Genomic DNA, 20827 nt, shown 5'->3' on the forward strand with positions numbered 1-20827 from the left:
ACATACCCTTCAGCGGAGGCCGATCTCCCGCAAATGCGCGCGCAGGTCGTCGGGCAGGTCTTCGGCGGCCTCACCGTCCGGCAGGTCGGGCGGCGCGTCCTTCGCCTCCAGATAGCGCCAGCCCTGATGCGGGCGGCGGCCCCATGGCTCGGTGCGGACGAGTTCCGGATCGAAGAGAAGGCCGCACTTCACGCCCTCGCCGGTCTGCACCACTTCCAGATCGACGATCCGCTGCCGCACCCGGATGGCGCCGGCTATTATCCAGTAGATCGACCCGCCGTTCAGGACTTCGTCGTCGCGGCGCGGCCGGTTGCGGGTGACGTGGCGCAGCGCCTCGTTCCGCGAAGCCCGGGCGCGCTGGAACTCGGCGAGCTGCTCGACGCTGTCGACGCCGACGCAGAGCTTCACCAGATGGACCGTGCCGTCAGCCATCGAACATGCCGAGCATGCCCCACCAGAGGTAGTCAAGCGGCAACAGGACGAACAGCGTCACCGCCGCCAGGGCCAGAACCGCCTTGATCCCGGCGGCCATCGGCACCTTGCCCAGTTGCAGGGCCACGACCAGCGGCGGCACCTGGTAGGGCAGGATGACCGATGAGAACGCCAGCACCTGAATCATGACCACCGTCTCGAGCCGCCAGCCGGTGGCCTCCGCCAGCCCGCCGGCCAGTGGCGTCCAGACCGCCGGCACCGTCGGCGCGGTGCCGAGGACGGAGGTCATGACCGAAGCGCCGACAATGGTCGCGAAGTTGCCGAAATCGTCACCCGGCGCGAGACCGGCGACCGCCAGGAACGCACCGGCGAGTTGATCGGCAAAACCGGAGGAGACCACGACGGCGCCCAGGGACAGCACACCCGCGATGAAGATCAGCGGCTTCAACTGCACCGCCTCGGAGATCTTCTCGGATTCGATCAGGCTGAAGGGCGGCAGCAGGCACAGGATTCCGGCGAAGAGCGAGACCCAGGCCGGCGAGACCCCGTGCAGGACATCGGTCGCCCAGAGCGTCAGGGCCATCACCAGAATGAAGGCCAGCCGCTTTTCGGGTCCGGTCAGGCGCGCGGGCGGCGCTTCCGGGTCCGAGCCTTCAGGCAGCCGGTCGGGGAACAGCACCCGCACGATGACGACGATGCAGATCGCCTTCAGGATGCCGAGGATCGGGAAATGCAGCAGCAGAAAGCTGGCGTAGTTCAGGGTCAGGCCGTAGATCGTGTCCGCCGCGCCCGCCATGACAAGGTTCGGTACATTGGCCGGCAGGATGCCGAAGCCCGGGATGACGGCCGACATCGCCGCGACCACCGTGATGCCCAGGCGGCCATTGCTTCCGGGCTCGAAGCGGAAGGCTTCGGCCAGACTGATCGCCACGGGCATCAGCAGGACCGCCCGACCGGTCGCGGACGGCATGACGAAGCTCAGCACCAGGGCCACAGCCACGATGCCGACGATCACACCGGTGTAGGAGACGCCGATCCGGATGGCGAGGTAGCGGGCCAGCCGGGCGCCGAGGCCGGTCTTTCCGACCGCGGTGCCCAGAATCATGCCGCCGAACAGCAGCCAGAAGGCGCCTGCCGAGAACCCGGAGAACACGGCCGGAGCGGTTGCGACGCCGAACACCATCGCCGTCAGGAAGAAGACCAGCGAGGTCATGTGCTCGGGCAGGACGCCGGTCGCCCACATGCCGACCACCGCGATCGCCAGCGCGCCGCCGGCAGCGGCCTCGGGCGGCATGCCGAGGCCCGGATAAAGCAGAATGAAAAGCGCCGCCGCGAAGAACGGCAGCACCAGAAGATGGGCGGCGCGCAGGCTCACCCGTTCAGGATCTGGCCGGGACTTGCGCGCAGCTTTCTCGGTGAGTCCGGATGTGCCTTCGCGCGCCTCCAGCGCCTGCATCACGTCCGCCGGATCGATGCCCTTGTGCGCCCAGAGCACCAGCAGGTGGAACAGCAGGTCGGCGCTTTCGGCGACAATCGCCTCACGCGGCTCGGACACCGCGGCCATGGCGGTCTCCAGACCCTCCTCGCCGACCTTCTGGGCGATCTTCTTTTCGCCCTTGGCGTGCAGTCCGGCAACATAGGAGGTCGACGGGTCGGCGGACTTCCGCTCGACCGCGAGGTCGTACAGCCGCTGCAGGATGGCGTAGTCCGGCAATGTCCCCTCCCCCGTCCCGGCGGATCAGTCGGTCAGATCCGACCAGAACTCCTTGACCTTGCCAAGAAATCCCTCGGTCTCGGGGCTGTTGGCGCTGGACGAGGCCTCGGATTCCTCGGCGAATTCCTTCAGCAGTTCCTTCTGACGCCGCGTGAGGTTCACCGGCACCTCGACCTGGGTCTGGATGTAGAGGTCGCCGAAAGTGCCGCCGCGAAGCTGCGGCATGCCCTTGGCGCGCAGCCGGAACTGCTTCCCGGTCTGGGTGCCGGCCGGAATGTTGACCTTCGTGCGACCGCCGTCGATCGAGGGCACCTCGACCGAGCCGCCGAGCGCGGCCGTGGTCATCGGGATCGGCACTCGGCAATAGAGGTGCATGCCGTCACGCTCGAAGATCGGGTGCGGCGCAATGGTCAGGAAGATGTAAAGGTCGCCGGACGGTCCGCCGCGGGCGCCCGCGCCGCCTTCGCCGGAAAGGCGGATGCGCGTGCCTTCCTCGACGCCAGCGGGAATGTTCACCGACAGGGTCTTCTCTTCCTGGGTCATGCCCTGACCGCCGCAGTCGGTGCAGGGATCCTGGATGACCTGCCCCTGCCCGTTGCAGTTCGGGCAGGTCCGCTCGATCATGAAGAAGCCCTGCTGCATCCGGACCTTGCCCGCGCCTTGGCAGGTCGTGCAGGAAACCGGCGAGGTCCCCGGCTTGGCGCCGGATCCGGAACAGGTGCCGCAGTTGACCGCCGCCGGCACGGTGATCTGCACCTGCTTGCCCAGATAGGCGTCGTCCAGCGTGATCTCCAGGTTGTAGCGCAGGTCGTCGCCGCGCATCGGGCCGGTGCGGCGGCCACCGCGGCCGCCCATGAACTCGCCGAACAGGTCGTCGAAGATGTCCGAGAAGGAATGCGCGAAATCGGCGCCCGACGGTCCCCGGCCGCCACCCATCCCGCCCTCGAATGCGGCATGGCCGAAACGGTCGTAGGCCGCGCGCTTCTCGGGATCGCGCAGCACGTCATAGGCTTCGGAAAGTTCCTTGAACTTCTGCTCGGCTTCCTTGTCGCCCGGATTGCGGTCCGGGTGATACTGCATCGCCTTCTTGCGATAGGCGCGCTTCAGCCCGTTCGCATCCGCGTCGCGCTCAACGCCGAGCAGATCGTAAAAGTCGCTCTTCGCCATCTACCGTTAGCCCCTCCGGTACGGCATGAGGGAAACGGCCCCGCCATGTGACGGGGCCGTGCTCGTTCCGCAGCCGGTCAGGCCGACTTCTTCTTATCGTCGTCGTCGACTTCCTCGAAGTCGGCATCGACGATGTCGTCGTCGGCGTCGCTCTTGGTCTTGCCGTCGGAGTCGCTCTCCGCACCCATCTCGGCATCGCCCTCATCGCCCTGCTGGGCGTAGAGCTGCTCGCCCAGCTTCATCGAGAGCTGCGACAGCGCCTGGGCCTTCTCGTTGATGGCTTCGGCGTCGTCGCCTTCGAGCGCAGTACGGAGATCGGCGATCGCCGCCTCGATGGCGCTCTTCTCGGCGGCCGGGACCTTGTCGCCAAGATCGGTCAGGGTCTTCTCGGTGGCGTTGATCAGACCCTCGGCGTGGTTGCGGGCTTCCGCGGACTTCGCGCCGCTTCTTGTCCGCCTCGCTGTTGGCCTCGGCGTCCTTGACCATCTTGTCGATCTCGTCATCCGACAGACCGCCGGACGCCTCGATGCGGATCGCCTGCTCCTTGTTGGTCGCCTTGTCCTTGGCCGAGACGTTGACGATGCCGTTGGCGTCGATGTCGAAGGTCACCTCGATCTGCGGCACGCCGCGCGGGGCTCCCGGAATACCGACCAGGTCGAACTGACCCAGGATCTTGTTGTCGGCAGCCATCTCGCGTTCACCCTGGAAGACCCGGATGGTCACGGCGGACTGGTTGTCCTCGGCGGTCGAGAAGACCTGGGACTTCTTGGTCGGGATCGTGGTGTTGCGCTCGATCAGGCGGGTGAACACGCCACCCAGCGTCTCGATGCCCAGCGACAGCGGAGTGACATCCAGCAGCAGCACGTCCTTGACGTCGCCCTGCAGCACGCCAGCCTGGATCGCCGCGCCCAGCGCCACGACCTCGTCCGGGTTCACGCCGCGGTGCGGCTCCTTGCCGAAGAACTCGTTCACGGTCTCGATGACCTTCGGCATGCGGGTCATGCCGCCGACCATCACGACCTCGTCGATCTCGCCCGCCGACAGACCGGCATCCTTCAGCGCGGCCTGCATCGGCGCGACGGTGCGTTTGATCAGATCGCCGACAAGGCTCTCGAACTTGGCCCGGCTCAGCTTCATGGTCAGGTGCTTCGGACCCGACTGATCGGCCGTGATGTAGGGGAGGTTGATGTCGGTCTGCGTCGACGACGACAGCTCGATCTTCGCCTTTTCAGCCGCTTCCTTCAGACGCTGCAGCGCCAGCTTGTCGCCACGCAGGTCGATCGAGTTCTCCTTCTTGAACTCGTCGGCCAGGTAGTTGACCAGCGCCATGTCGAAGTCCTCGCCACCCAGATAGGTGTCGCCGTTGGTCGAGCGGACCTCGAAGACGCCATCGCCGATCTCCAGGACCGAGACGTCGAAGGTGCCGCCGCCCAGGTCGTAGACCGCGATCAGCTTTCCGTCCTCGGCCTTGTCGAGGCCATAGGCCAGCGCCGCCGCGGTCGGTTCGTTGATGATGCGCAGGACCTCGAGACCGGCGATCTTGCCGGCGTCCTTGGTGGCCTGACGCTGGGAGTCGTTGAAATAGGCCGGGACGGTGATAACCGCCTGGGTGACGCTCTCGCCGAGATAGGACTTCGGCCGTTTCCTTCATCTTCTGGAGGATGAAGGCGGAGATCTGCGACGGCGCGTATTTCTCGCCGCCGGCCTCCACCCAGGCGTCGCCATTGTCGGCCTTGACGATGTTGAAGGGCGTCGTCTTCTGCGCGTCGGCCACGACCGGGTCGCCGTGCTGGCGGCCGATCAGGCGCTTGATCGCAAACAGCGTGTTCGACGGGTTCGTCACCGCCTGACGCTTGGCCGACTGACCGACCAGACGCTCGCCGTCTTCAGTGAAGGCGACCATGGACGGTGTCGTCCGTGCGCCTTCCGAATTCTCGATAACCTTGGCGTTCTTGCCATCCATGACGGCCACGCACGAGTTCGTGGTGCCGAGATCGATTCCAATAACCTTGGACATTCATGCCTCTTCAAGTTTGGCCGATGCGGTTGGCCCATCAGGCGCCGCCCACATCCCCGGTGGTTCGACATTGATTTGTTGCGGCTCAGCCCGGATCACGATGTTGCGTGCCCTGCCGCGGACCAAGGGTATATAGGGGTGTGTGATCATCGTCGCAACCCGGCAAGGCAGGCATGCAGAGGGGTGAAATGCTGACAATCGCGACGTGGAATATCGGTCTCGCCCGGCTCTCGGTCCTCGGCGTTCCGCTGGTGGATGCCGTGCCGCACCGGGCCATCAGAACCGCGCCCATCGTCGAGGCGCTGGCGGCGCGGCGCGAAGCGGTCGACATCTGGCTGCTGCAGGAAGCCTACGGTAACGACATCCGGGGCCGGCTGAGCCGGATCGACGGCTACAGGGCCGTGTTCGGGCCCGGCGGGATGAGGGATTGCGGGCTGTGCATCCTGATCCGGGACGACTGGAAATCGGACAAGACGCGGCACGGCGCCTTCCCCGCCAACGACTGGATCGAGGTCGTGGTGGCGGCGAAGGGCGTGCTCGCCTGCGATGTGGAAACCGCGCTGGGGCCGATGCGGATCGGGACGCTGCACGCAAGCTATGACGGGCGGGGCCGGGCCTCGATCAAGCGCAAGGCCCCGCACACCCGCCGCAAGCAGGTCGGCATTGCCCTCGACCTGATGGAGCAGGGGCCGGAGATGCCCATGCTGCTCGGCGGCGACTTCAACGCCAGCGAGGCCTACGAACCCCGCACCCATGAGGCGATCACCGGCCGCGGCTGGCGCGATCTCGCCATGCATGCGGCGGAAAAGCTCGGTCCGGACCTGAACACGTGGTCAAAGTCCAATGCGCTGGTCAGCGACGGTCTCGACGAACCGGACCATGACATCGACCTGATCTGCGGAAGGCGGCTGCCCAGGGGATGGCGCGCGACGGCGGAGGTTTTCATGCATGAAGAAGTAGTGCCCTTGCCGGACGGCAGCCTGATCCCGCTATCGGATCATCACGGCCTCAAGATCACCCTGACGGGCTAACGCAACCGGAAGCGCTGGATCTTGCCGGTCTCCGTCTTCGGCAGGGCGTCGGTGAAGACCACGGAGCGCGGATACTTGTACGGCGCGATGGCGCCCTTCACGTGATCCTGCAGCCGCTTGACCGTCTCGCCGTCGGGGGCAACGCCCTCGTTCAGCACCACGTGGGCCTCGACGATGGCCCCGCGCTCCTCGTCCGGCTTGCCGACCACGGCGCACTCGGCGACGTGCGGATGGGCAAGCAGGGCAGCCTCCACCTCCGGCCCGGCAATGTTGTAGCCGGACGAGATGATCATGTCGTCGTTGCGGGCGGCGAAGTGGAAATAGCCGTCGGGATCGCGGGTAAAACTATCGCCGGTGACATTCCAGCCGCCGACCACGTAGTCCTTCTGGCGGTCGTCCGCGAGATAGCGGCAGCCGGTCGGACCGCGCACGGCCAGCCGGCCGATCTCGCCATCGGGCACGTCATTGCCCTCATCATCGATGATCTTCGCTTCGTAGCCGGCAACGGTGCTGGCCGGTGCAGGCCGGACGGTGATCGTCGAAGCGGTTGGTGATGAAGATGTGGAGCATTTCCGTGGCGCCGATGCCGTCCAGCATCGGCTTGCCGGTCTTGCGTCGCCAGTCCTCGTAGACCGGCGCCGGCAGGGTCTCACCCGCCGAAACGGCGGCGCGGAGCGAGGTCAGATCCGCCCCCTCCTCCATCGCCGCAAGCATGGCGCGGTAGGCTGTCGGCGCAGTGAAGCAGACGGTGGCTTTGTAGGTCTCGATGATCTCGACCATGTTCGGCGGCGTCGCCTGCTCGAGCAGCGTCGCGGTCGCGCCGAAGCGCAGCGGAAAGACCGCCAGACCGCCCAGCCCGAAGGTGAAGGCGAGCGGCGGCGAGCCGACGAAAATATCGTCCGGCGTCACGCCCAGGACTTCCTTTGCGTAGCCGTCGGCGATGATCAGCAGGTCGCGGTGGAAATGCATGGTCGCCTTGGGCTGGCCCGTCGTGCCCGACGTGAAGCCCAGAAGCGCGACATCGTCGCGGCCGGTCTTCACCGCCTCGAACTTGACCGGCTTGTTCAGCGCGATCCGGTCCAGTTCCGCATCGTGGTTGGCCGTGCCGTCGAAGCCGACGACCTTTTCCAGAAAGCGGCTGTCCTTGGCGCAGGCAACCAGTTCGTCCATCAGCCTGGTATCGCAGAGCGCCAGCTTCACCTCAGCCTTGTCCACGATCTTGGCGAGTTCGCCGGCCCGCAGCATCGGCATGGTGTTCACGACCACCGCCCCGGCCTTGGTCGCGGCCAGCCAGCAGGCGACCATGGCCGGGTTGTTCGCGGAACGGATCAGCACCCGGTTGCCGGGCTTCACGCCGTAATCCTCGATCAGGGCGTGGGCGATGCGGTTGGTCCAGTCGGCCAGTTCCTTGTAGGTGCGGCGGCGGCCATTGCCGATCAGCGCGGTGTTGTCGCCAAAGCCCTGCTCCACCAGCCGGTCTGTCAGTTCGACACCGATGTTCAGCCATTCCGGATATTCGAAGCCGTCGAGCAGGAAGTCCGGCCACTGGTCCGCCGGCGGCAGGTTGTCCCTCGCGAAGCTGTCCACGTGTCCGGTCGGTCCGAGTGCCGTCATCCTGCCGCCCCTTCTTCCAGATGGTCCGCGATACGTTTCAGCGTTCCGGAAAGCGCCCGCGCCTCCTCCGGACCGACCTCGGCCAGAAGCCCGTCGACCCAGTTCTCGTGCTCCGCTGCGAGTGCCGCGAAGACCTCGCGCCCCCGTTTCGTCAGCCGTACCAGCATGGCCCGGCGGTCACCCTCGACCTGCGCGCGCACGACCATGCCGTCCGCCACCAGCCGGTCGACGATGCCGGTGATGTTGCCGTTGGAAACCCTGAGCGCGCCGGAAAGCTGGCTCATCTTCATCCCCGCCTCGGCGCGGTAGAGCGCCGCCATGACATCGAAGCGCGGCAGCGTCGTCTCGTGCTCGGAACGCAGCCTCTCCCGGAGATCGCCTTCGATCATGCGCGAGAGCTTCAGCAGCCTGAGCCAGAGCCTGAGCCGCTCCTTGGCGGCATCGGCGGTTTCGCGGGCTGCGCCGGCCGACATGCTCAGACCCTAACCTGGGCCGGCTCGGCGCGGTCGGAGAGCCGCCAGAGCTGGTCGCGGCCGGCCAAGTAGGGATCCGGCCACTTCTCGTGCCTGTCGCCGATGTCCGATCCGGCCCGGAGCGTCCAGTACGGGTCAGCGAGATGCGGCCGCGCGAGACAGACAAGATCGGCGCGGCCGGCCATCAGGATCGAGTTGACGTGGTCGGCCTCGTAGATGTTGCCAACAGCCATGGTCGGAATCCCCGCAGCGTTGCGGATCCGGTCGGAGAACGGCGTCTGGAACATGCGGCCATAGACAGGATCGGCCTCGACCGAGGTCTGGCCTGCCGACACATCGATGATGTCGGCCCCGGCCTCGGAGAAGGCCTGCGCAATGGCGACCGCGTCTTCCGGCGTGATGCCCTCCTCGCCGCGCCAGTCATGCGCCGAGATGCGCACGGACATCGGCTTCCGGGCCGGCCAGACCGCTCGCATGGCCCGGAAGACCTCCAGCGGATAGCGCATCCGGTTCTCCAGGCTGCCGCCATACGCGTCGGTCCGGTGATTGGAGACCGGCGAGATGAAGGAGGAGATCAGATAGCCGTGGGCGGCGTGCAGTTCGATCATGTCGAATCCGGCGCGCGCCGCCATTTCCGCGGCGCCGGCGAACTGGTCGCGGACATGGTCCATGTCGTCGCGGTCCATTTCCTTCGGCACCTGATTGCGCGCGGACCAGGGGATCGGCGAGGCCGAGAGCAACGGCCAGTTGCCCTCCTTCAGCGGTGCGTCCATCTCCTCCCAGCCCAGTTGGGTCGAGCCCTTTCGGCCCGAGTGGCCGATCTGGCAGCAGATCTTCGCCTCGGTCTCAGTGTGGACGAAATCGACGATGCGCTGCCATGCCGCCTGGTGTTCCGGGTCGTAGAGTCCGGGGCAGCCGGGCGTGATCCGGCCCTCGGGCGAAACGCAGGTCATCTCGGTGTAGACCAGCCCCGCCCCGCCCTTCGCACGTTCGCCCAGATGCACGAGATGCCAGTCGGTCGGGCAGCCCTCCCTGGCCTTGTACTGCGCCATCGGCGAGACCACGACGCGGTTCTTCAGTTCCATCCCGCGGAGCCTGTAGGGCGCGAACATCGGCGCCCGGACGGGCTCGTTGGCGCCGACACCGGCCTGGTTCTGGAACCAGCCTTCCGCGCTTTCCAGCCAGTCCGCATCCCGGAGACGAAGGTTCTCGTGGCTGATGCGCTGGGAACGGGTCAGCAGGGAGTAGTTGAACTGCACCGGATCCAGATGGAGGTAGCGTTCGACGTCCTCGAACCATTCCATCGAATTCCGGGCCGCCGACTGCAGCTTCAGCACCTCGGTGCGGCGTTCGTCCTCGTATTTGGCGAAGGCGCCCTCGATGGTCGGCTCGCTGAGCAGGTAGTCGGCCAGCGCGATGCCGCTCTCCAGGGCCAGCTTGGTGCCGGAGCCGATGGAGAAATGCGCCGTCGCGGCGGCGTCGCCCATCAGCACGATGTTCCCGTGATGCCAGCTTTCGCAGAGCACACGGGGAAAGTTGATCCAGGCCGAACCGCGGATGTGGTTGGCGTTGGTCATCAGCGCGTGCCCGCCCAAGTGATCGCGGAAGATGTCCTGCAGGACCGCAATGCTTTCCTGCTGACTCATCTCGCCGAAGCCATAGGCAGCGAAGGTTTCCTCGGAGCACTCGGCGATGAAGGTCGCGGTGTCGTTGTCGAACTGGTAGGCGTGCGCCCAGACCCAGCCCTTCGGCGTCTCCTCGAAGATGAAGGTGAAGGCCTGATCGAATTTCTGGCGGGTGCCCAGCCAGACGAACTTCAGCTTCCGCAGATCCACGTCGGGCCGGAACTGCTCGGCAAGATCCCGTCGGACTTTCGAGTTGAGGCCGTCGCAAGCGACCACCACGTCGTACTCGGCAGCAAGGTTGGACGCGTTCTCGACCTCTGTCTCGAAGCGGAGTTCGACGCCGAGTTCCCTCGCCCTCTCCTGCAGCAGCAACAGCAGCCGCATCCGGCCGATGCCGCAGAAGCCGTGACCGGTCGAGACGGTTCGCACGCCCCTGTGGACCACCGCAATATCGTCCCAGTAGGCGAAATGCTCGCGGATCGCCGCCGCGGAGACCGGGTCGTTGTCGTGGAGGTTGGTCAAGGTTTCCTCGGAGAGCACCACCCCCCAGCCGAAGGTGTCGTCAGGCCGGTTGCGCTCGATGACGGTGATCTCGTGGGCCGGATTCCGGAGCTTCATCGAGATGGCGAAGTAGAGCCCCGCCGGTCCGCCGCCCAGACATGCCACGCGCATCGGTCACCTCTTCCGCTCGTCGATTGAAGACGTACGGATGGTATGCGTCCAACTGTGTTATTTCAAGTTTGAAATATTTGATCTCGAAGCATCACGCTCCGAATATCGCCCCCGGCGAGGTCAGGACTTTCCGGTCGCAGCGCGCCGCAGCCGGCGCCATCGAGGCCTGCGCCAGGGCGACCGCGTCACAGTCTGGATCCAGCTCTGCCACCGTCGCGGCGATGCGGTCGAAATAGCCTTCGGCGTCACCTGCCCGGAACCGTTCCCAGGCGCCCTCGGCAAGGACCATGTCGATCCGGGCATCCGGACATACCTCCCGCGCCACCGTCTCGAAGAGGTCCCGTGTCGGCCCTTCGGTGGTCGCGACGGCGTAGACCACCGCGATCCTCGGGCCGGCGGCCAGAGCCTGCTCCGCCAGCGCGCGGTCGACCCGCCGGACGTTCAGGCCCTCCGCTGCCGCATCGTCTGCGCCCGGGCCGATGGTGGAGCATGTACAGACAAGGCGGCCGCCCGCCTCCGCGCGGATGGCATCGCGAACCTCGGCACGGATCGAGTCCGTCAGCCCGCCAGCCGCCTCGGCCGCCTTCAGCAGGTCGTCGCGCAGGACATGGCGCAACGGCCCGGGATAGCCGGCTGCCTTGGCAGCGGTCTCGAAGACGCCGATATTGCTTTCGGCCGTATGAAAGAGTGTCAGCACGGTTCAGCTCACTTCGTTCCGATCAGACCCATGTGGACCTTGATGCCATAGAGCCGCTCGGCGTTGCGATAGGCGATCTTTTCGGCGATCTCCCGCGGCAGCTTGTTCAGATAGGTCCGGTGATCGGCGATGATCTGCTCGTAATTGGCCCACTGCCCGTTGATCCAGGTGTCCGATCCCACCATCAGCCGGTCCTGGAACCGGGTCAGGATGGACTTCCAGTCCGGATCGATCTCGTCGCCCTGCATGATACCGTATTCGCGCAGCGAAGTGTCAGCATGGAGCGTCGGGTGCCGGGACATCGTGTCCATGATCGTCGCCGTCGTCTCGCCAAGACCCGTATGCGCCCTGATGACCGTCAGTCCCGGCTCCAGTTCGTAGAAGAGATCGACCGGCTCGGGTCCCGAATGCAGATGGATGGGTATCTCGCGCTCGACCGCGAGGCGGGCGACCGCGGCCAGAAGTTCGCGGTCAGCCGTACTGATCTGGTGAATGTGGAACTCGCCGATGCCGCGGTGCGGCCAGTCGTCCAGCCGCTGCCGCAGATATTCCAGCATGTGCGGCGCATCCTGCCAGTTCCCCGACCCCCATTCCCCGTGATAAGGCCGCAGTTCCGGTACCACACGGCCCGGCGCGAACTGCCAGAGCCTGATGGTCCCTTCGTCAGGCGTCGATGAGACCAGCGCCATCGCGACGCCGGACCTGTCGAACAGCTCGATCACTGTCGATGGCGGATACGGCCCCCAGGCCGGTTCCTTGTAGTGCACATGGGCGTCGAAGATCGGCAGGTTGTCATGCGCGGCTGCCCAGACCGGCAGCAGGACGGAAAGGACGGCCGCTGTGAGCAATTGCCTCGAGAAACCGTTCCGCATAGCTTCCGCCCCGTTTTTCCAAGCCAGAGACGGAAGCATGACGGCGGAGCGAAATCGCGCAACCCTGATCGGCGTCGGCGCCATCCTGCTCTGGGCCCTGCTGGCGCTGTTCACGGCCGCCAGCGGCAGCGTGCCGCCGCTGCAGCTGACCGCGATGAGCTTCCTCGTCGCCTTCATCATCGCGCTGGGCATCTGGATCCGGCGCGGCGAGAACCCGCTACGGCGGCTGCGAGTCCCTGCAGGCGCCTGGGTGCTCGGTGTGACCGGCCTGTTCGGCTATCACGCCATGTATTTCGTCGCGTTGCGCAATGCGCCAGTCGTCGACGCCAGCCTGATCGCCTATCTCTGGCCGCTGCTAATCGTGCTGTTCTCGGCCCTGCTGCCGGGCGAACGGCTTCGCTGGTTCCATGTTGTCGGAGCGCTGGCCGGCTTTGCCGGCGCCGCGGTCATCGTGGGCGCCCGCGGCGTCGGCTTCGAGGAACTGTCGTCGGGCTATTTCGCCGCCATGGCCTGCGCCCTGATCTGGTCCGGGTATTCGACGTTGAACCGGCACTTCGCCGCGGTGCCGAGCGACGCCGTGGGCGGCTTCTGCGCCGTCACAGCCGTGCTGGCCTGCCTCGCGCATCTGGCCTTCGAACAGACGGTCTGGCCAGCCTCGATTCTGGAATGGCTGGCCGTGTTCGGACTGGGGCTGGGGCCGGTCGGCGGAGCCTTCTTTCTCTGGGACCACGGCACAAAGCGCGGCGACCTTCGTGTGCTCGGCGCAGCTGCCTATCTGGCCCCGCTGCTGTCCACGCTGGTGTTGATCGCCGCCGGCGAGGCCGCCGCCAGCCTCCGCATCCTGGTGGCCTGCGTCCTGATCACCGGCGGCGCGGCGCTCGCGGCCAAGGAAATGCTGCGGCCCGGCCGGACGCCATGATAGATTTCCGGCCATGTGGCGCCCCGATATCGTCGATCTCAACCAGTTCTATCAGGGCCATCTGGGCCAGGTGGCGCGCCGCCACCTGACGCAGGATATCCGCGAGACATGGCCGGACCTGACGGGCCAGCGTGTTCTCGGCATCGGCTTTGCGACCCCGTATCTCCGGCCGTTCATGAACGAGGCCGAGCGCGTCGCCGCGATCATGCCGGCCAATCAGGGCGTCAGGTTCTGGCCGCGCGAGGGACCCAACCGCGTCGCGCTGGCCGACGAGCTGGAACTGCCTCTGCCCGACCAGAGCTTCGACCGGATTCTGGTGGTCCATGCGCTGGAGACCAGCGAGAGCGCCCGGCCCATGCTGCGCGAAATCTGGCGGGTCCTGAACGCCGGCGGTTCGGCGCTGTTCATCACGCCGAACCGGCGCGGCCTGTGGAGCCGGGCGGAGGCCACGCCCTTCGGCCACGGCCACCCCTATTCGTCGGGCCAGCTGACCCGTCTGCTGCAATCCAGCATGTTCCAGCCCGAACGGGTGCGGGGCGGCCTGCACATGCCGCCGGTGCCGTGGCGTCCGGTGCTGCGGGCCAACCGTCTGCTGGAGCGCATGGGAAGCCGCCTCTGGCCGGGTTTCTCCGGCGTCATCATGGTCGAGGCCCAGAAACAGATCTACGCGGCAACGCCGTCTCGCGAGAAGGCGCGCGGGCGCCGCCGCAGGAAGGCCGCGGCAGCCGTTGCGGTACCGAGCCGAAGGGGATATTCCAGAGCCGGGAAAGAGGAGGTGGGAGGACACCCATGCAGACCCGCAACCTGACGCCGGTGACCGGCGTCGAGATCTCCGGTATCGACGTCCGTCAGGTGTCGGACGCGGACTTCGCGGCCATCGAGAAGTTCTGGCTGGACCGCTGCCTGATCGTGATCAAGGACCAGCACCTGTCGCCGTCCGAGCTCTGCGATTTCAGCCGCCGCTTCGGCGAACTGGAAAAGCCGCCGGCCAGCGCCGGGCGGCGGCGCGACGAGGAAGCGCCGGAGATGTGGGTCATCTCCAACGTCATCGAGAACGGCCAGCCGATCGGCGCGCTGGGTTCCGGCGAGGCCGAGTGGCACACGGACATGTCCTACATCCCCGAACCGCCTTCGGCCTCCGTGCTCTACGGGCGCGAGGTGGTGACGAATGGCGGCAACACCTGGTACGCCAACATGTATGCGGCCGCCGAGGCGCTGCCCGCCGACCTGCGCGCAGCCATCGAGGCGCGGCAGGCCAATCACGATTCGAGCTACACCTCGGCCGGCGAACTCCGGAAGGGCATGTCCGACGTCGTCGACGTCAAGGATGCGCCCGGCGCCCGGCACCCGATCATCCGCAACCATCCGGTGACCGGCCGGGACACGATCTATCTCGGCCGGCGCACCAACAGCTGGATCGTCGGCATGGAGGTTCCGGAGAGCGACAGTCTGCTGGACGCGCTCTGGGCGCACTGCACGCGCGACGAGTTCTGCTACTCGCACCGCTGGTCGCCCAATGACCTGCTGGTCTGGGACAACCGCTCGGCCATCCATCGCCGTGACTCCTTCAGCGCCGACGAGCGCCGCGTGATGTGGCGTTGCCAGGTCCGGGACGGATCCTTTACCGCAGCGGCGGCCTGAGCTTCAGGATCTGAGGATCTTCGCGCGGATGAGCCAGCCGTAGCTGTCCTCCACCGCCTTTTCCAGCGATGAGGGTTCGTAGCCGAGTTCGTCCTGCGCCCTGGTCGAGCGGATGGTGACGTCGGCGCAGACCATCTCCACCGCCTCCGGCGTCACCTGGGGCTGACGCCCCGTGAAGGCAGCGGCGCCTTCTTCGACCCGCGCCATGGTCCGGAGCATGAAGGCGGGGGTCGGCATCCTCGGGACCCGGTCCTGATGCGCGGTCTTCGCCACCAGCTGGACCAGCTCAAGGAACCGCGCATGCGGCCCGCCCAGCAGGTAGTTCTCGCCGCTCCGCCCCTTGTCCACGGCGGCGATATGCGCCTTCGCGACTGCGACGCCATGAGCGAAATCGCCCGCCCCGGGCGGCACGCCCGGCAGCCGCCCGAGCGCCGCCATGGTTACCAGCCGCGCCCAGTTCGACGTATCGTAGCGTCCGAGAATATGGCTGGGGTTGAGGATGACGGCTTCGAGACCGCGGCCGGCGACGGCCTCCAGAACCACGTCCTCGGCCTCGTGTTTGGTGCGGTTGTAGTTGATCCAGGAATCCCGGCCCGACTTCGGCGTCGTCTCGTCGATCACGCCGCCGGTCCAGTCATAGACATTCCAGGTCGATGTATGGATCAGCCGGCCCGCCTTCTTCGCGAGCGCCGCCTCCACAACATTCCCGGTGCCGCCGACATTGATCGCACGCTGTTCATCGGCCTGCCGCTTCCAGACCGAGGTCATCGCGGCGGCATGAAAGACGGCATCGCAGCCTTCGGGCATCGCCTCAAGCACCGAACCGGCATCCGTGAGATCGCCTTCAGCGATGGCGACATCCATGTCGCGCAGCGCCTGCGTGTCCGCAGAACTCCGCGCCAGCGCCATGACCTGCCAGCCGTCCTTGACCAGTTGCTCGGCGATGTTGCGGCCAAGAAAGCCGGTGCCGCCCGTCAGGAATGCCGTTCTGTCCGCCATGGCCCGAGTGTCGGGCCTCCGGCCGGACCGCGCAAGCGGCTCAATCGTTGATGTGGGCGATCTGGTATTCCATCTCCTCGGGCGACATCGGGAAGTCGACGCCGTTCTTGGCCGGCACGATCTGGCTCGGCGGCACCTTGGCTATGCGCTGCTGCATCATCAGTGCGGTGCGCATGCTCAGGCCGGCCTGATGGACCAGCGCCGTCGTCGCCTTGCCATTGCGCATTTCCATGATGCGCTCGACGCCCTTGTCGGTGCGTTTGGTCAGCACTGCCAGCGCATGAATGACGAAGTCCCGGCGGTTCTTCTCGATCGCACCGCGCATGACCTCGTCGTTGAGCTTGCCCTGCTTCGCGAGGTGTTCTGCGAAGTCGGCGTCCAGCTTGGCGTCGGCGTCCTTGTCAACGGCCAGGCGTTCGTTGACCTGTTCGGCGATCACGCGGCGGGTCTTGTTGTCGAGCCCGCTGCGCTCGGCGAGTTGCTCCAGCAGCGCGCGGGAAATGAAGCTCGCAATGCGCCGCATGGCGCGCTGGGACAGCTCGGGACGGACGACCAGCGGCTCGTGCAGTTCCTCGACCCCTTCGGCGTCGTCGGCCACGTCGTTCAGCGTCCGCTCGCGGATCTCGGCGGAGTTGTTGCGCAGCAGCGATGCGATGGCGGGCATGTCGGCGCTGGCGACGACGGCATCGGAGACCGCCTTGCCGATGCCATGGCGGCGGGCGATGGCCGGCAGAGCGCCCATGGTCACCCCGGCTGCCATCAGTTCGACCAGATCGTGATCGTTGAGCAGCGGCGAGTATTCGAGGACAGGCGCCGCGACGATCTCCTCGATGTCCCGCGCAAGGCGCAGCACGACATCCTTCGGAATCTCCGGCATGGCCTTGATCGTCTCGGAGAGGGCCGCGCGGACATCCGGCAGCTTGTCCTCCGACAGTTTCTCGAGCGCCTGGATGGTGAGCTCGCGCAGCTTGACCTGGCGCTGATGCTGCAGGCCCGGCATCAGGCGCCCGATCTTGCGGGCCAGTTCGATCCGGACCTCGTCGTCGGTGTCTTCGGTAAGCTTCAGATCGGCCTGTACTGGCGTCGAGGGATTCGCGGCGACGGCCGCGCGCACGCTCTGATCGTCGTCTTCGACCAGATAGTAAAGGACCTCCGGCTGTGTGTCGGCGCTCTGGGCCAGCGCCTTCCGGGCGGCGCTGTCAGGGCTTTCGAGGACCATCTTTGCGGTGCTGTAGTCCGCGCCGGCGGTGCGGTTGTCGTCGGCCATACCGTCTCTCTCCGCGTGTATGAGCTGTCCGCGGCATCATGGCGGAGATTGCCTAACCGCCCGTTAACCGGTTGCGGCGCGCGGCGAAGCATCCTTAAGTGCCGCGCATGCCTGATCCCGCGACAAGGAGGCCCGACCTCCGCCACATCGACACCTGGGTCTTCGACCTCGACAACACGCTCTATCCGGCCAGTTCCGACCTCTTCGCGCAGGTCTCCGACCGCATGCGCTACTTCATCCGCGATCTGCTTGAGGTCAGCGAGGACGAGGCCCACCGGATGCAGAAGGGCTACTTCATGTCCCACGGCACCACGCTGAAGGGACTGATGGACCATCACGGCATCGATCCGCACGATTTCCTGGATTACGTGCACCAGATCGACCTGTCGCCGATCCCGCCGAATCCCGAACTGCCCGGCCTGCTGGAACGGCTGCCGGGACGCCGGCTGGTCTTCACCAACGGCTCCGTGAACCACGCGCTCAACATCATGACGCATCTGGGCATCGAGAAGTGCTTCGAGGGCATCTTCGACATCGTGCATTCGGAGTTCGAGCCCAAGAAGAGCGTCGAACCCTATCGACTGTTCATCCAGAAGCACGAGGTCGATCCGGCCCGCGCCGTGATGTTCGAGGACATGGCCCGCAACCTGGCGCCGGCCCATGAAGTCGGATTCACGACCGTGTGGATTCCGGGCATCTCGGAATGGAGCTTCGAGGCGTCGGAAGGCGAACACATCAACTACATCACCGAGGACCTGAACGATTTCCTGATCCGCGCCCTCGATGTGATCGAGGGACGGGCCGATCCGGAAGAGGAGCGCTGATCCGTGACCACTATCGCCATCGCGGGTTTCCTGCACGAGACCAACACCTTCGCGCCGATTCTGACGACCTACGACCACTTCGCCCGGGGCGAGGGATGGCCCCCGCTGACCGAAGGCGAGGAGATGCTGACCGTCTTCCCGCCGATCAATATCGGCACCGGCGGGTTCATCAACGAGGCGCGGGACCTCGGCTACGATCTGGCGCCCGTCTGCTGGTCCGCTGCGGTCCCGGCCGGATATGTCACCGAAGATGCCTATGAGCGGATCACGGCGAAGATGGTCGACGGCCTGGAAGCGGCGGTGAAGGGCGGCGCTTCGGCCATCTATCTGGACCTCCACGGCGCCATGGTCGCCCAGCATCACGAGGATGGCGAAGGCGAACTGCTCGCCCGGCTGCGTCAGCGGCTCGGCGACGAGATCCCCATCGCCGTCAGCCTGGATCTGCACGTCAACATCACCGAGCGTATGGTCGCGCTCTCGGATGTGCTGATCGCCTACCGCACCTACCCCCATATCGACATGGCGGAGACCGGGAGGCGCACGGCGCGGCATCTCCACGGCCTGCTGGAAGGCCGGCCGAAACAGGCGAAGGCCTTCATCAAGCTCGATTTCCTGCCGCCGCTGACCGGGCAGTGCACCATGGTGGAGCCGTCGAAGTCGGTCTACGAACTGGTCGCGAAGCTGGAAGGCGGCGCGGTATCGACCACCAGCTACACCCCGGGCTTCCATCCCGCGGACATCCGTGAATGCGGCCCCGCCATCGTCGCCTATGCCGACGATCAGGAGAGCGCCGACCGCGCAGCGCGGGAAATCGCCGACTACATTATCTCCCGCGAGGGCGAGTTCGCCGAGCCGATGCTCTCTCCGTCCGGCGCTGTCGATGAGGCCAAGCGCCTCTCCAATGTCGCAACGAAGACCGTGGTGCTGTGCGACGCCCAGGACAATTCCGGCGCAGGCGGCACCTCCGACACCACCGGCCTGCTGCGGGCGCTCGTGGAGGGTGGCGCACAAGGGGCGGTCATCGGACATCTGACCGACCCCGACGCTGCGCAGGCGGCGCACAGGGCAGGCGTCGGCGCGACATTGACCCTGGCGCTGGGCGGCAAGCTGTTCACGGCCGGCGACCCGCCTTTCGAAGCCGACTTCAAGGTGACGGCCCTGTCCGAAGGCCGCTTCCTCTGCACCGGCCCCTTCTATGGCGGCACCAACGCCAATCTGGGCCTGACAGCGGTTCTGGAGACAGGCGGCGTTCGGGTGGTGGTCTGCGAGAACCGGATGCAGGCGGCCGACAAGGAGATGTTCCGCCACATCGGCATCGAACCGGAGGACGTGCCCATCCTCGGCCTTAAATCCTCGGTGCATTTCCGCGGCGACTTCACCGACATCGCCGAGACCATCCTGATCGTCGAGGCGCCCGGGGCCTTCATCGACCGGCCGGCCAACAATGACTACCGGAACCTCCGGTCCGGTGTCCGCCTCGGCCCCCTGGGTCCGGTTTTCGAAGGCGCGGATTAGAAATTTACATGCAGGCCATGCAGAATTGATGCTGACTGCCCCGGCGGTCAGCCTGTATACCTCTGCGCCATGACAGAAGCTGCCGTTCAGACCGTCGATACGACCGTGAAGCGGAATGTCGTGCTGCTGGCCGTGTGCCAGGCGCTCGGCGTTTCGACCATGTCGACCATGATCGCGATGGGTCCCCTCATCGGCTACTCGCTGGCCGAGGACAAGGCGCTCGCGACGTTGCCGGTCAGCGCCGTTGTCACCGGCACCATGCTTGCGACCTACCCGGCCGCGATCTTCATGGGCCGTTTCGGCCGCCGGACCGGCTTCGTCCTCGGCTCTCTGCTCGGCGTCGTCGGCAGCGGCGTCGGCGCCTTTGCCCTTCTGCAGGCGAATTTCTGGCTGTTCTGTGTGGCGACCATGCTTATCGGCATGTTCTCCGCCTTCTTCCAGCAGTACCGCCATGCGGCCGTCGACATGTCGCCGGTCTTCTTCCGGCCCAAGGCCGTGTCCTATGTCATGGCGGGCGGGCTGGCCGCGGGATTCCTGGGACCGGAACTGGCCAAGCACACCAAGGACATGATACCGCAGGTCTTCTTCCTCGGTTGCTTTGTCGGTACGGCAGGCTTGGCGCTGCTCTCGGCGCTGGTGCTGATGTTCCTCGACATTCCGAAGCCAAAGCGGACCACCAAAGACGAACGCGGCCAGCCCGATGGGCCAGATCGTCAGGAACCCCGTCTTCTGGGTCGCTGCCGGCTCTGCCATGATCGGCTTCGGCGTGATGAGCCTGGTCATGACCGCGACTCCGCTGGCAATGAAGCATTGCGGCTTCGAGTTCGACGATTCCACGACGGTCATCCAGTGGCACGTCGTCGCCATGTACCTGCCCAGCTTCTTCACCGGCGCGCTGATCACCCGGTTCGGGGTGCTGAAGATCATCGTCGTGGGCGCGATCCTGAACCTGGTCTGCGTCGCGGTGGCGCTTTCGGGCATCGAGATGATCAACTTCTGGACCGCGCTGGTGCTGCTCGGCGTCGGCTGGAATTTCATGTTCGTCGGCGGCACGACGCTGCTGGCCGAGTGCTACACGCCCGAGGAGGCCCCGCGCGTCCAGGGCGTCAACGACTTCCTCGTTTTCGGCATGGTGGCCATGTCGTCGCTGAGCTCGGGACAGTTGCTGGACCGGCTCGGATGGGACGCCGTGGCGATGACCGCCGCGCCGCTGGTGTCCATCGCAATGCTGGGCGCGATCTGGCTGATGTTTTCGGCATACCGCCCGCAGCGCGCGTGAATATGACGCATTCCGGCGCGCCTGTTGCGCCGCAAGGCCGTCTTTGGCATATAGCCGCCACTTTGACCT

The 20827-nt window shown here is 66.2% G+C and carries 16 protein-coding genes and 3 pseudogenes; 8 read left to right on the forward strand and 11 right to left on the reverse strand.

Features of this window, described 5'->3' with window-relative positions; genetic code table 11:
• Positions 1–9 precede the first annotated feature (9 nt).
• The 4 genes and pseudogenes from ACMVY4_RS18380 to dnaK form a co-directional block, all read right to left on the reverse strand.
• The gene (locus ACMVY4_RS18380) at positions 10–432 is read right to left on the reverse strand and encodes a DUF1489 family protein (protein WP_416897422.1); all 423 of its coding nucleotides are present in this window, start codon (positions 430–432) and stop codon (positions 10–12) included.
• Positions 425–2146 carry a phosphoribosyl-ATP diphosphatase gene (locus ACMVY4_RS18385; protein WP_416897423.1) on the reverse strand — a complete coding sequence of 574 codons (1722 nt, stop codon included), beginning with the start codon at positions 2144–2146 and terminating at the stop codon, positions 425–427. The genes ACMVY4_RS18380 and ACMVY4_RS18385 overlap by 8 nt, the downstream gene beginning before the upstream one ends.
• A 24-nt stretch (positions 2147–2170) precedes the next feature.
• The gene (dnaJ, locus tag ACMVY4_RS18390) at positions 2171–3313 is read right to left on the reverse strand and encodes a molecular chaperone DnaJ (protein WP_416897424.1); all 1143 of its coding nucleotides are present in this window, start codon (positions 3311–3313) and stop codon (positions 2171–2173) included.
• A 77-nt stretch (positions 3314–3390) separates the two neighbouring features.
• Positions 3391–5330, reverse strand: a pseudogene (dnaK, locus tag ACMVY4_RS18395) (molecular chaperone DnaK).
• A gap of 188 nt (positions 5331–5518) precedes the next feature.
• Here dnaK and ACMVY4_RS18400 point away from each other — a divergent pair.
• The gene (locus ACMVY4_RS18400; RefSeq protein ID WP_416897425.1) at positions 5519–6361 is read left to right on the forward strand and encodes an endonuclease/exonuclease/phosphatase family protein; all 843 of its coding nucleotides are present in this window, start codon (positions 5519–5521) and stop codon (positions 6359–6361) included.
• Here ACMVY4_RS18400 and ACMVY4_RS18405 read toward each other — a convergent pair.
• From ACMVY4_RS18405 to ACMVY4_RS18425, 5 genes and pseudogenes are all read right to left on the reverse strand, one after another.
• Positions 6358–7975, reverse strand: a pseudogene (locus ACMVY4_RS18405) (benzoate-CoA ligase family protein). The gene ACMVY4_RS18400 and the pseudogene ACMVY4_RS18405 sit on opposite strands and share 4 nt — an antisense overlap.
• Entirely contained in the window at positions 7972–8448 is a 477-nt protein-coding gene (locus tag ACMVY4_RS18410; RefSeq protein WP_416897426.1) for a MarR family winged helix-turn-helix transcriptional regulator, read from the reverse strand. Before ACMVY4_RS18410 ends, ACMVY4_RS18405 begins: the two are co-directional and overlap by 4 nt.
• A gap of 2 nt (positions 8449–8450) precedes the next feature.
• Positions 8451–10745 carry a bifunctional salicylyl-CoA 5-hydroxylase/oxidoreductase gene (locus ACMVY4_RS18415; RefSeq protein WP_416897427.1) on the reverse strand — a complete coding sequence of 765 codons (2295 nt, stop codon included), beginning with the start codon at positions 10743–10745 and terminating at the stop codon, positions 8451–8453.
• A 91-nt stretch (positions 10746–10836) separates the two neighbouring features.
• Complete coding sequence (locus tag ACMVY4_RS18420) at positions 10837–11442, reverse strand: hypothetical protein (RefSeq protein WP_416897428.1); 606 nt, start codon at positions 11440–11442, stop codon at positions 10837–10839.
• Positions 11443–11450: 8 nt separating this feature from the next.
• Complete coding sequence (locus ACMVY4_RS18425) at positions 11451–12314, reverse strand: amidohydrolase family protein (protein WP_416897429.1); 864 nt, start codon at positions 12312–12314, stop codon at positions 11451–11453.
• 37 nt (positions 12315–12351) lie between these two features.
• Between ACMVY4_RS18425 and ACMVY4_RS18430 the strand changes: the two genes are divergently transcribed.
• From ACMVY4_RS18430 to ACMVY4_RS18440, 3 genes are read left to right on the forward strand one after another with little or no spacing between them, the layout of a single operon-like run.
• Positions 12352–13233, forward strand: a complete 882-nt coding sequence (locus ACMVY4_RS18430; RefSeq protein ID WP_416897430.1) for a DMT family transporter — start codon at positions 12352–12354, stop codon at positions 13231–13233.
• Between the two features lie 13 nt (positions 13234–13246).
• Positions 13247–14041 (forward strand): class I SAM-dependent methyltransferase, encoded by a 795-nt coding sequence (locus ACMVY4_RS18435; RefSeq protein ID WP_416897431.1) that lies wholly within the window; start codon positions 13247–13249, stop codon positions 14039–14041.
• Positions 14023–14874: a TauD/TfdA dioxygenase family protein gene (locus ACMVY4_RS18440; RefSeq protein WP_416897432.1), complete on the forward strand. Its 852-nt coding sequence runs from the start codon at positions 14023–14025 to the stop codon at positions 14872–14874. Before ACMVY4_RS18435 ends, ACMVY4_RS18440 begins: the two co-directional genes overlap by 19 nt.
• A 3-nt stretch (positions 14875–14877) precedes the next feature.
• Here ACMVY4_RS18440 and ACMVY4_RS18445 read toward each other — a convergent pair whose 3' ends face one another.
• Positions 14878–15873, reverse strand: coding sequence for an NAD-dependent epimerase/dehydratase family protein (locus ACMVY4_RS18445; protein WP_416897433.1), 996 nt, complete (start codon positions 15871–15873; stop codon positions 14878–14880).
• A gap of 40 nt (positions 15874–15913) precedes the next feature.
• Positions 15914–17140: a DUF2336 domain-containing protein gene (locus tag ACMVY4_RS18450; RefSeq protein ID WP_416897434.1), complete on the reverse strand. Its 1227-nt coding sequence runs from the start codon at positions 17138–17140 to the stop codon at positions 15914–15916.
• Between the two features lie 107 nt (positions 17141–17247).
• Here ACMVY4_RS18450 and ACMVY4_RS18455 point away from each other — a divergent pair, with 107 nt between their 5' ends.
• The 4 genes and pseudogenes from ACMVY4_RS18455 (at position 17248) to ACMVY4_RS18470 (ending at position 20758) form a co-directional block, all read left to right on the forward strand.
• A complete protein-coding gene (locus ACMVY4_RS18455) occupies positions 17248–17964 on the forward strand; it encodes a pyrimidine 5'-nucleotidase (RefSeq protein ID WP_416897435.1) in 717 nt (238 codons plus the stop codon).
• Positions 17965–17967: 3 nt separating this feature from the next.
• A complete protein-coding gene (locus ACMVY4_RS18460; RefSeq protein ID WP_416897436.1) occupies positions 17968–19479 on the forward strand; it encodes a M81 family metallopeptidase in 1512 nt (503 codons plus the stop codon).
• Between the two features lie 177 nt (positions 19480–19656).
• Positions 19657–20115: pseudogene (locus ACMVY4_RS18465) on the forward strand (MFS transporter); the annotation flags it as partial.
• Positions 20116–20179: 64 nt separating this feature from the next.
• Complete coding sequence (locus ACMVY4_RS18470) at positions 20180–20758, forward strand: MFS transporter (protein ID WP_416897437.1); 579 nt, start codon at positions 20180–20182, stop codon at positions 20756–20758.
• Positions 20759–20827 lie beyond the last annotated feature (69 nt).

Source organism: Minwuia sp. (assembly GCF_048007105.1).
Taxonomy (GTDB): domain Bacteria; phylum Pseudomonadota; class Alphaproteobacteria; order Minwuiales; family Minwuiaceae; genus Minwuia.

What these genes read in the sequence shown, in the direction of transcription:
- ACMVY4_RS18425 (WP_416897429.1), bottom strand. Translation starts at nt 12,314, where the DNA reads ATGCGGAACGGTTTCTCGAGGCAATTGCTCACAGCGGCCGTCCTTTCC.
- ACMVY4_RS18435 (WP_416897431.1), top strand. Translation starts at nt 13,247, where the DNA reads ATGTGGCGCCCCGATATCGTCGATCTCAACCAGTTCTATCAGGGCCAT.
- ACMVY4_RS18440 (WP_416897432.1), top strand. Translation starts at nt 14,023, where the DNA reads ATGCAGACCCGCAACCTGACGCCGGTGACCGGCGTCGAGATCTCCGGT.
- ACMVY4_RS18470 (WP_416897437.1), top strand. Translation starts at nt 20,180, where the DNA reads ATGGGCCAGATCGTCAGGAACCCCGTCTTCTGGGTCGCTGCCGGCTCT.
- ACMVY4_RS18400 (WP_416897425.1), top strand. Translation starts at nt 5,519, where the DNA reads ATGCTGACAATCGCGACGTGGAATATCGGTCTCGCCCGGCTCTCGGTC.
- ACMVY4_RS18380 (WP_416897422.1), bottom strand. Translation starts at nt 432, where the DNA reads ATGGCTGACGGCACGGTCCATCTGGTGAAGCTCTGCGTCGGCGTCGAC.
- ACMVY4_RS18415 (WP_416897427.1), bottom strand. Translation starts at nt 10,745, where the DNA reads ATGCGCGTGGCATGTCTGGGCGGCGGACCGGCGGGGCTCTACTTCGCC.
- ACMVY4_RS18450 (WP_416897434.1), bottom strand. Translation starts at nt 17,140, where the DNA reads ATGGCCGACGACAACCGCACCGCCGGCGCGGACTACAGCACCGCAAAG.
- dnaJ (WP_416897424.1), bottom strand. Translation starts at nt 3,313, where the DNA reads ATGGCGAAGAGCGACTTTTACGATCTGCTCGGCGTTGAGCGCGACGCG.
- ACMVY4_RS18430 (WP_416897430.1), top strand. Translation starts at nt 12,352, where the DNA reads ATGACGGCGGAGCGAAATCGCGCAACCCTGATCGGCGTCGGCGCCATC.
- ACMVY4_RS18455 (WP_416897435.1), top strand. Translation starts at nt 17,248, where the DNA reads ATGCCTGATCCCGCGACAAGGAGGCCCGACCTCCGCCACATCGACACC.
- ACMVY4_RS18410 (WP_416897426.1), bottom strand. Translation starts at nt 8,448, where the DNA reads ATGTCGGCCGGCGCAGCCCGCGAAACCGCCGATGCCGCCAAGGAGCGG.
- ACMVY4_RS18445 (WP_416897433.1), bottom strand. Translation starts at nt 15,873, where the DNA reads ATGGCGGACAGAACGGCATTCCTGACGGGCGGCACCGGCTTTCTTGGC.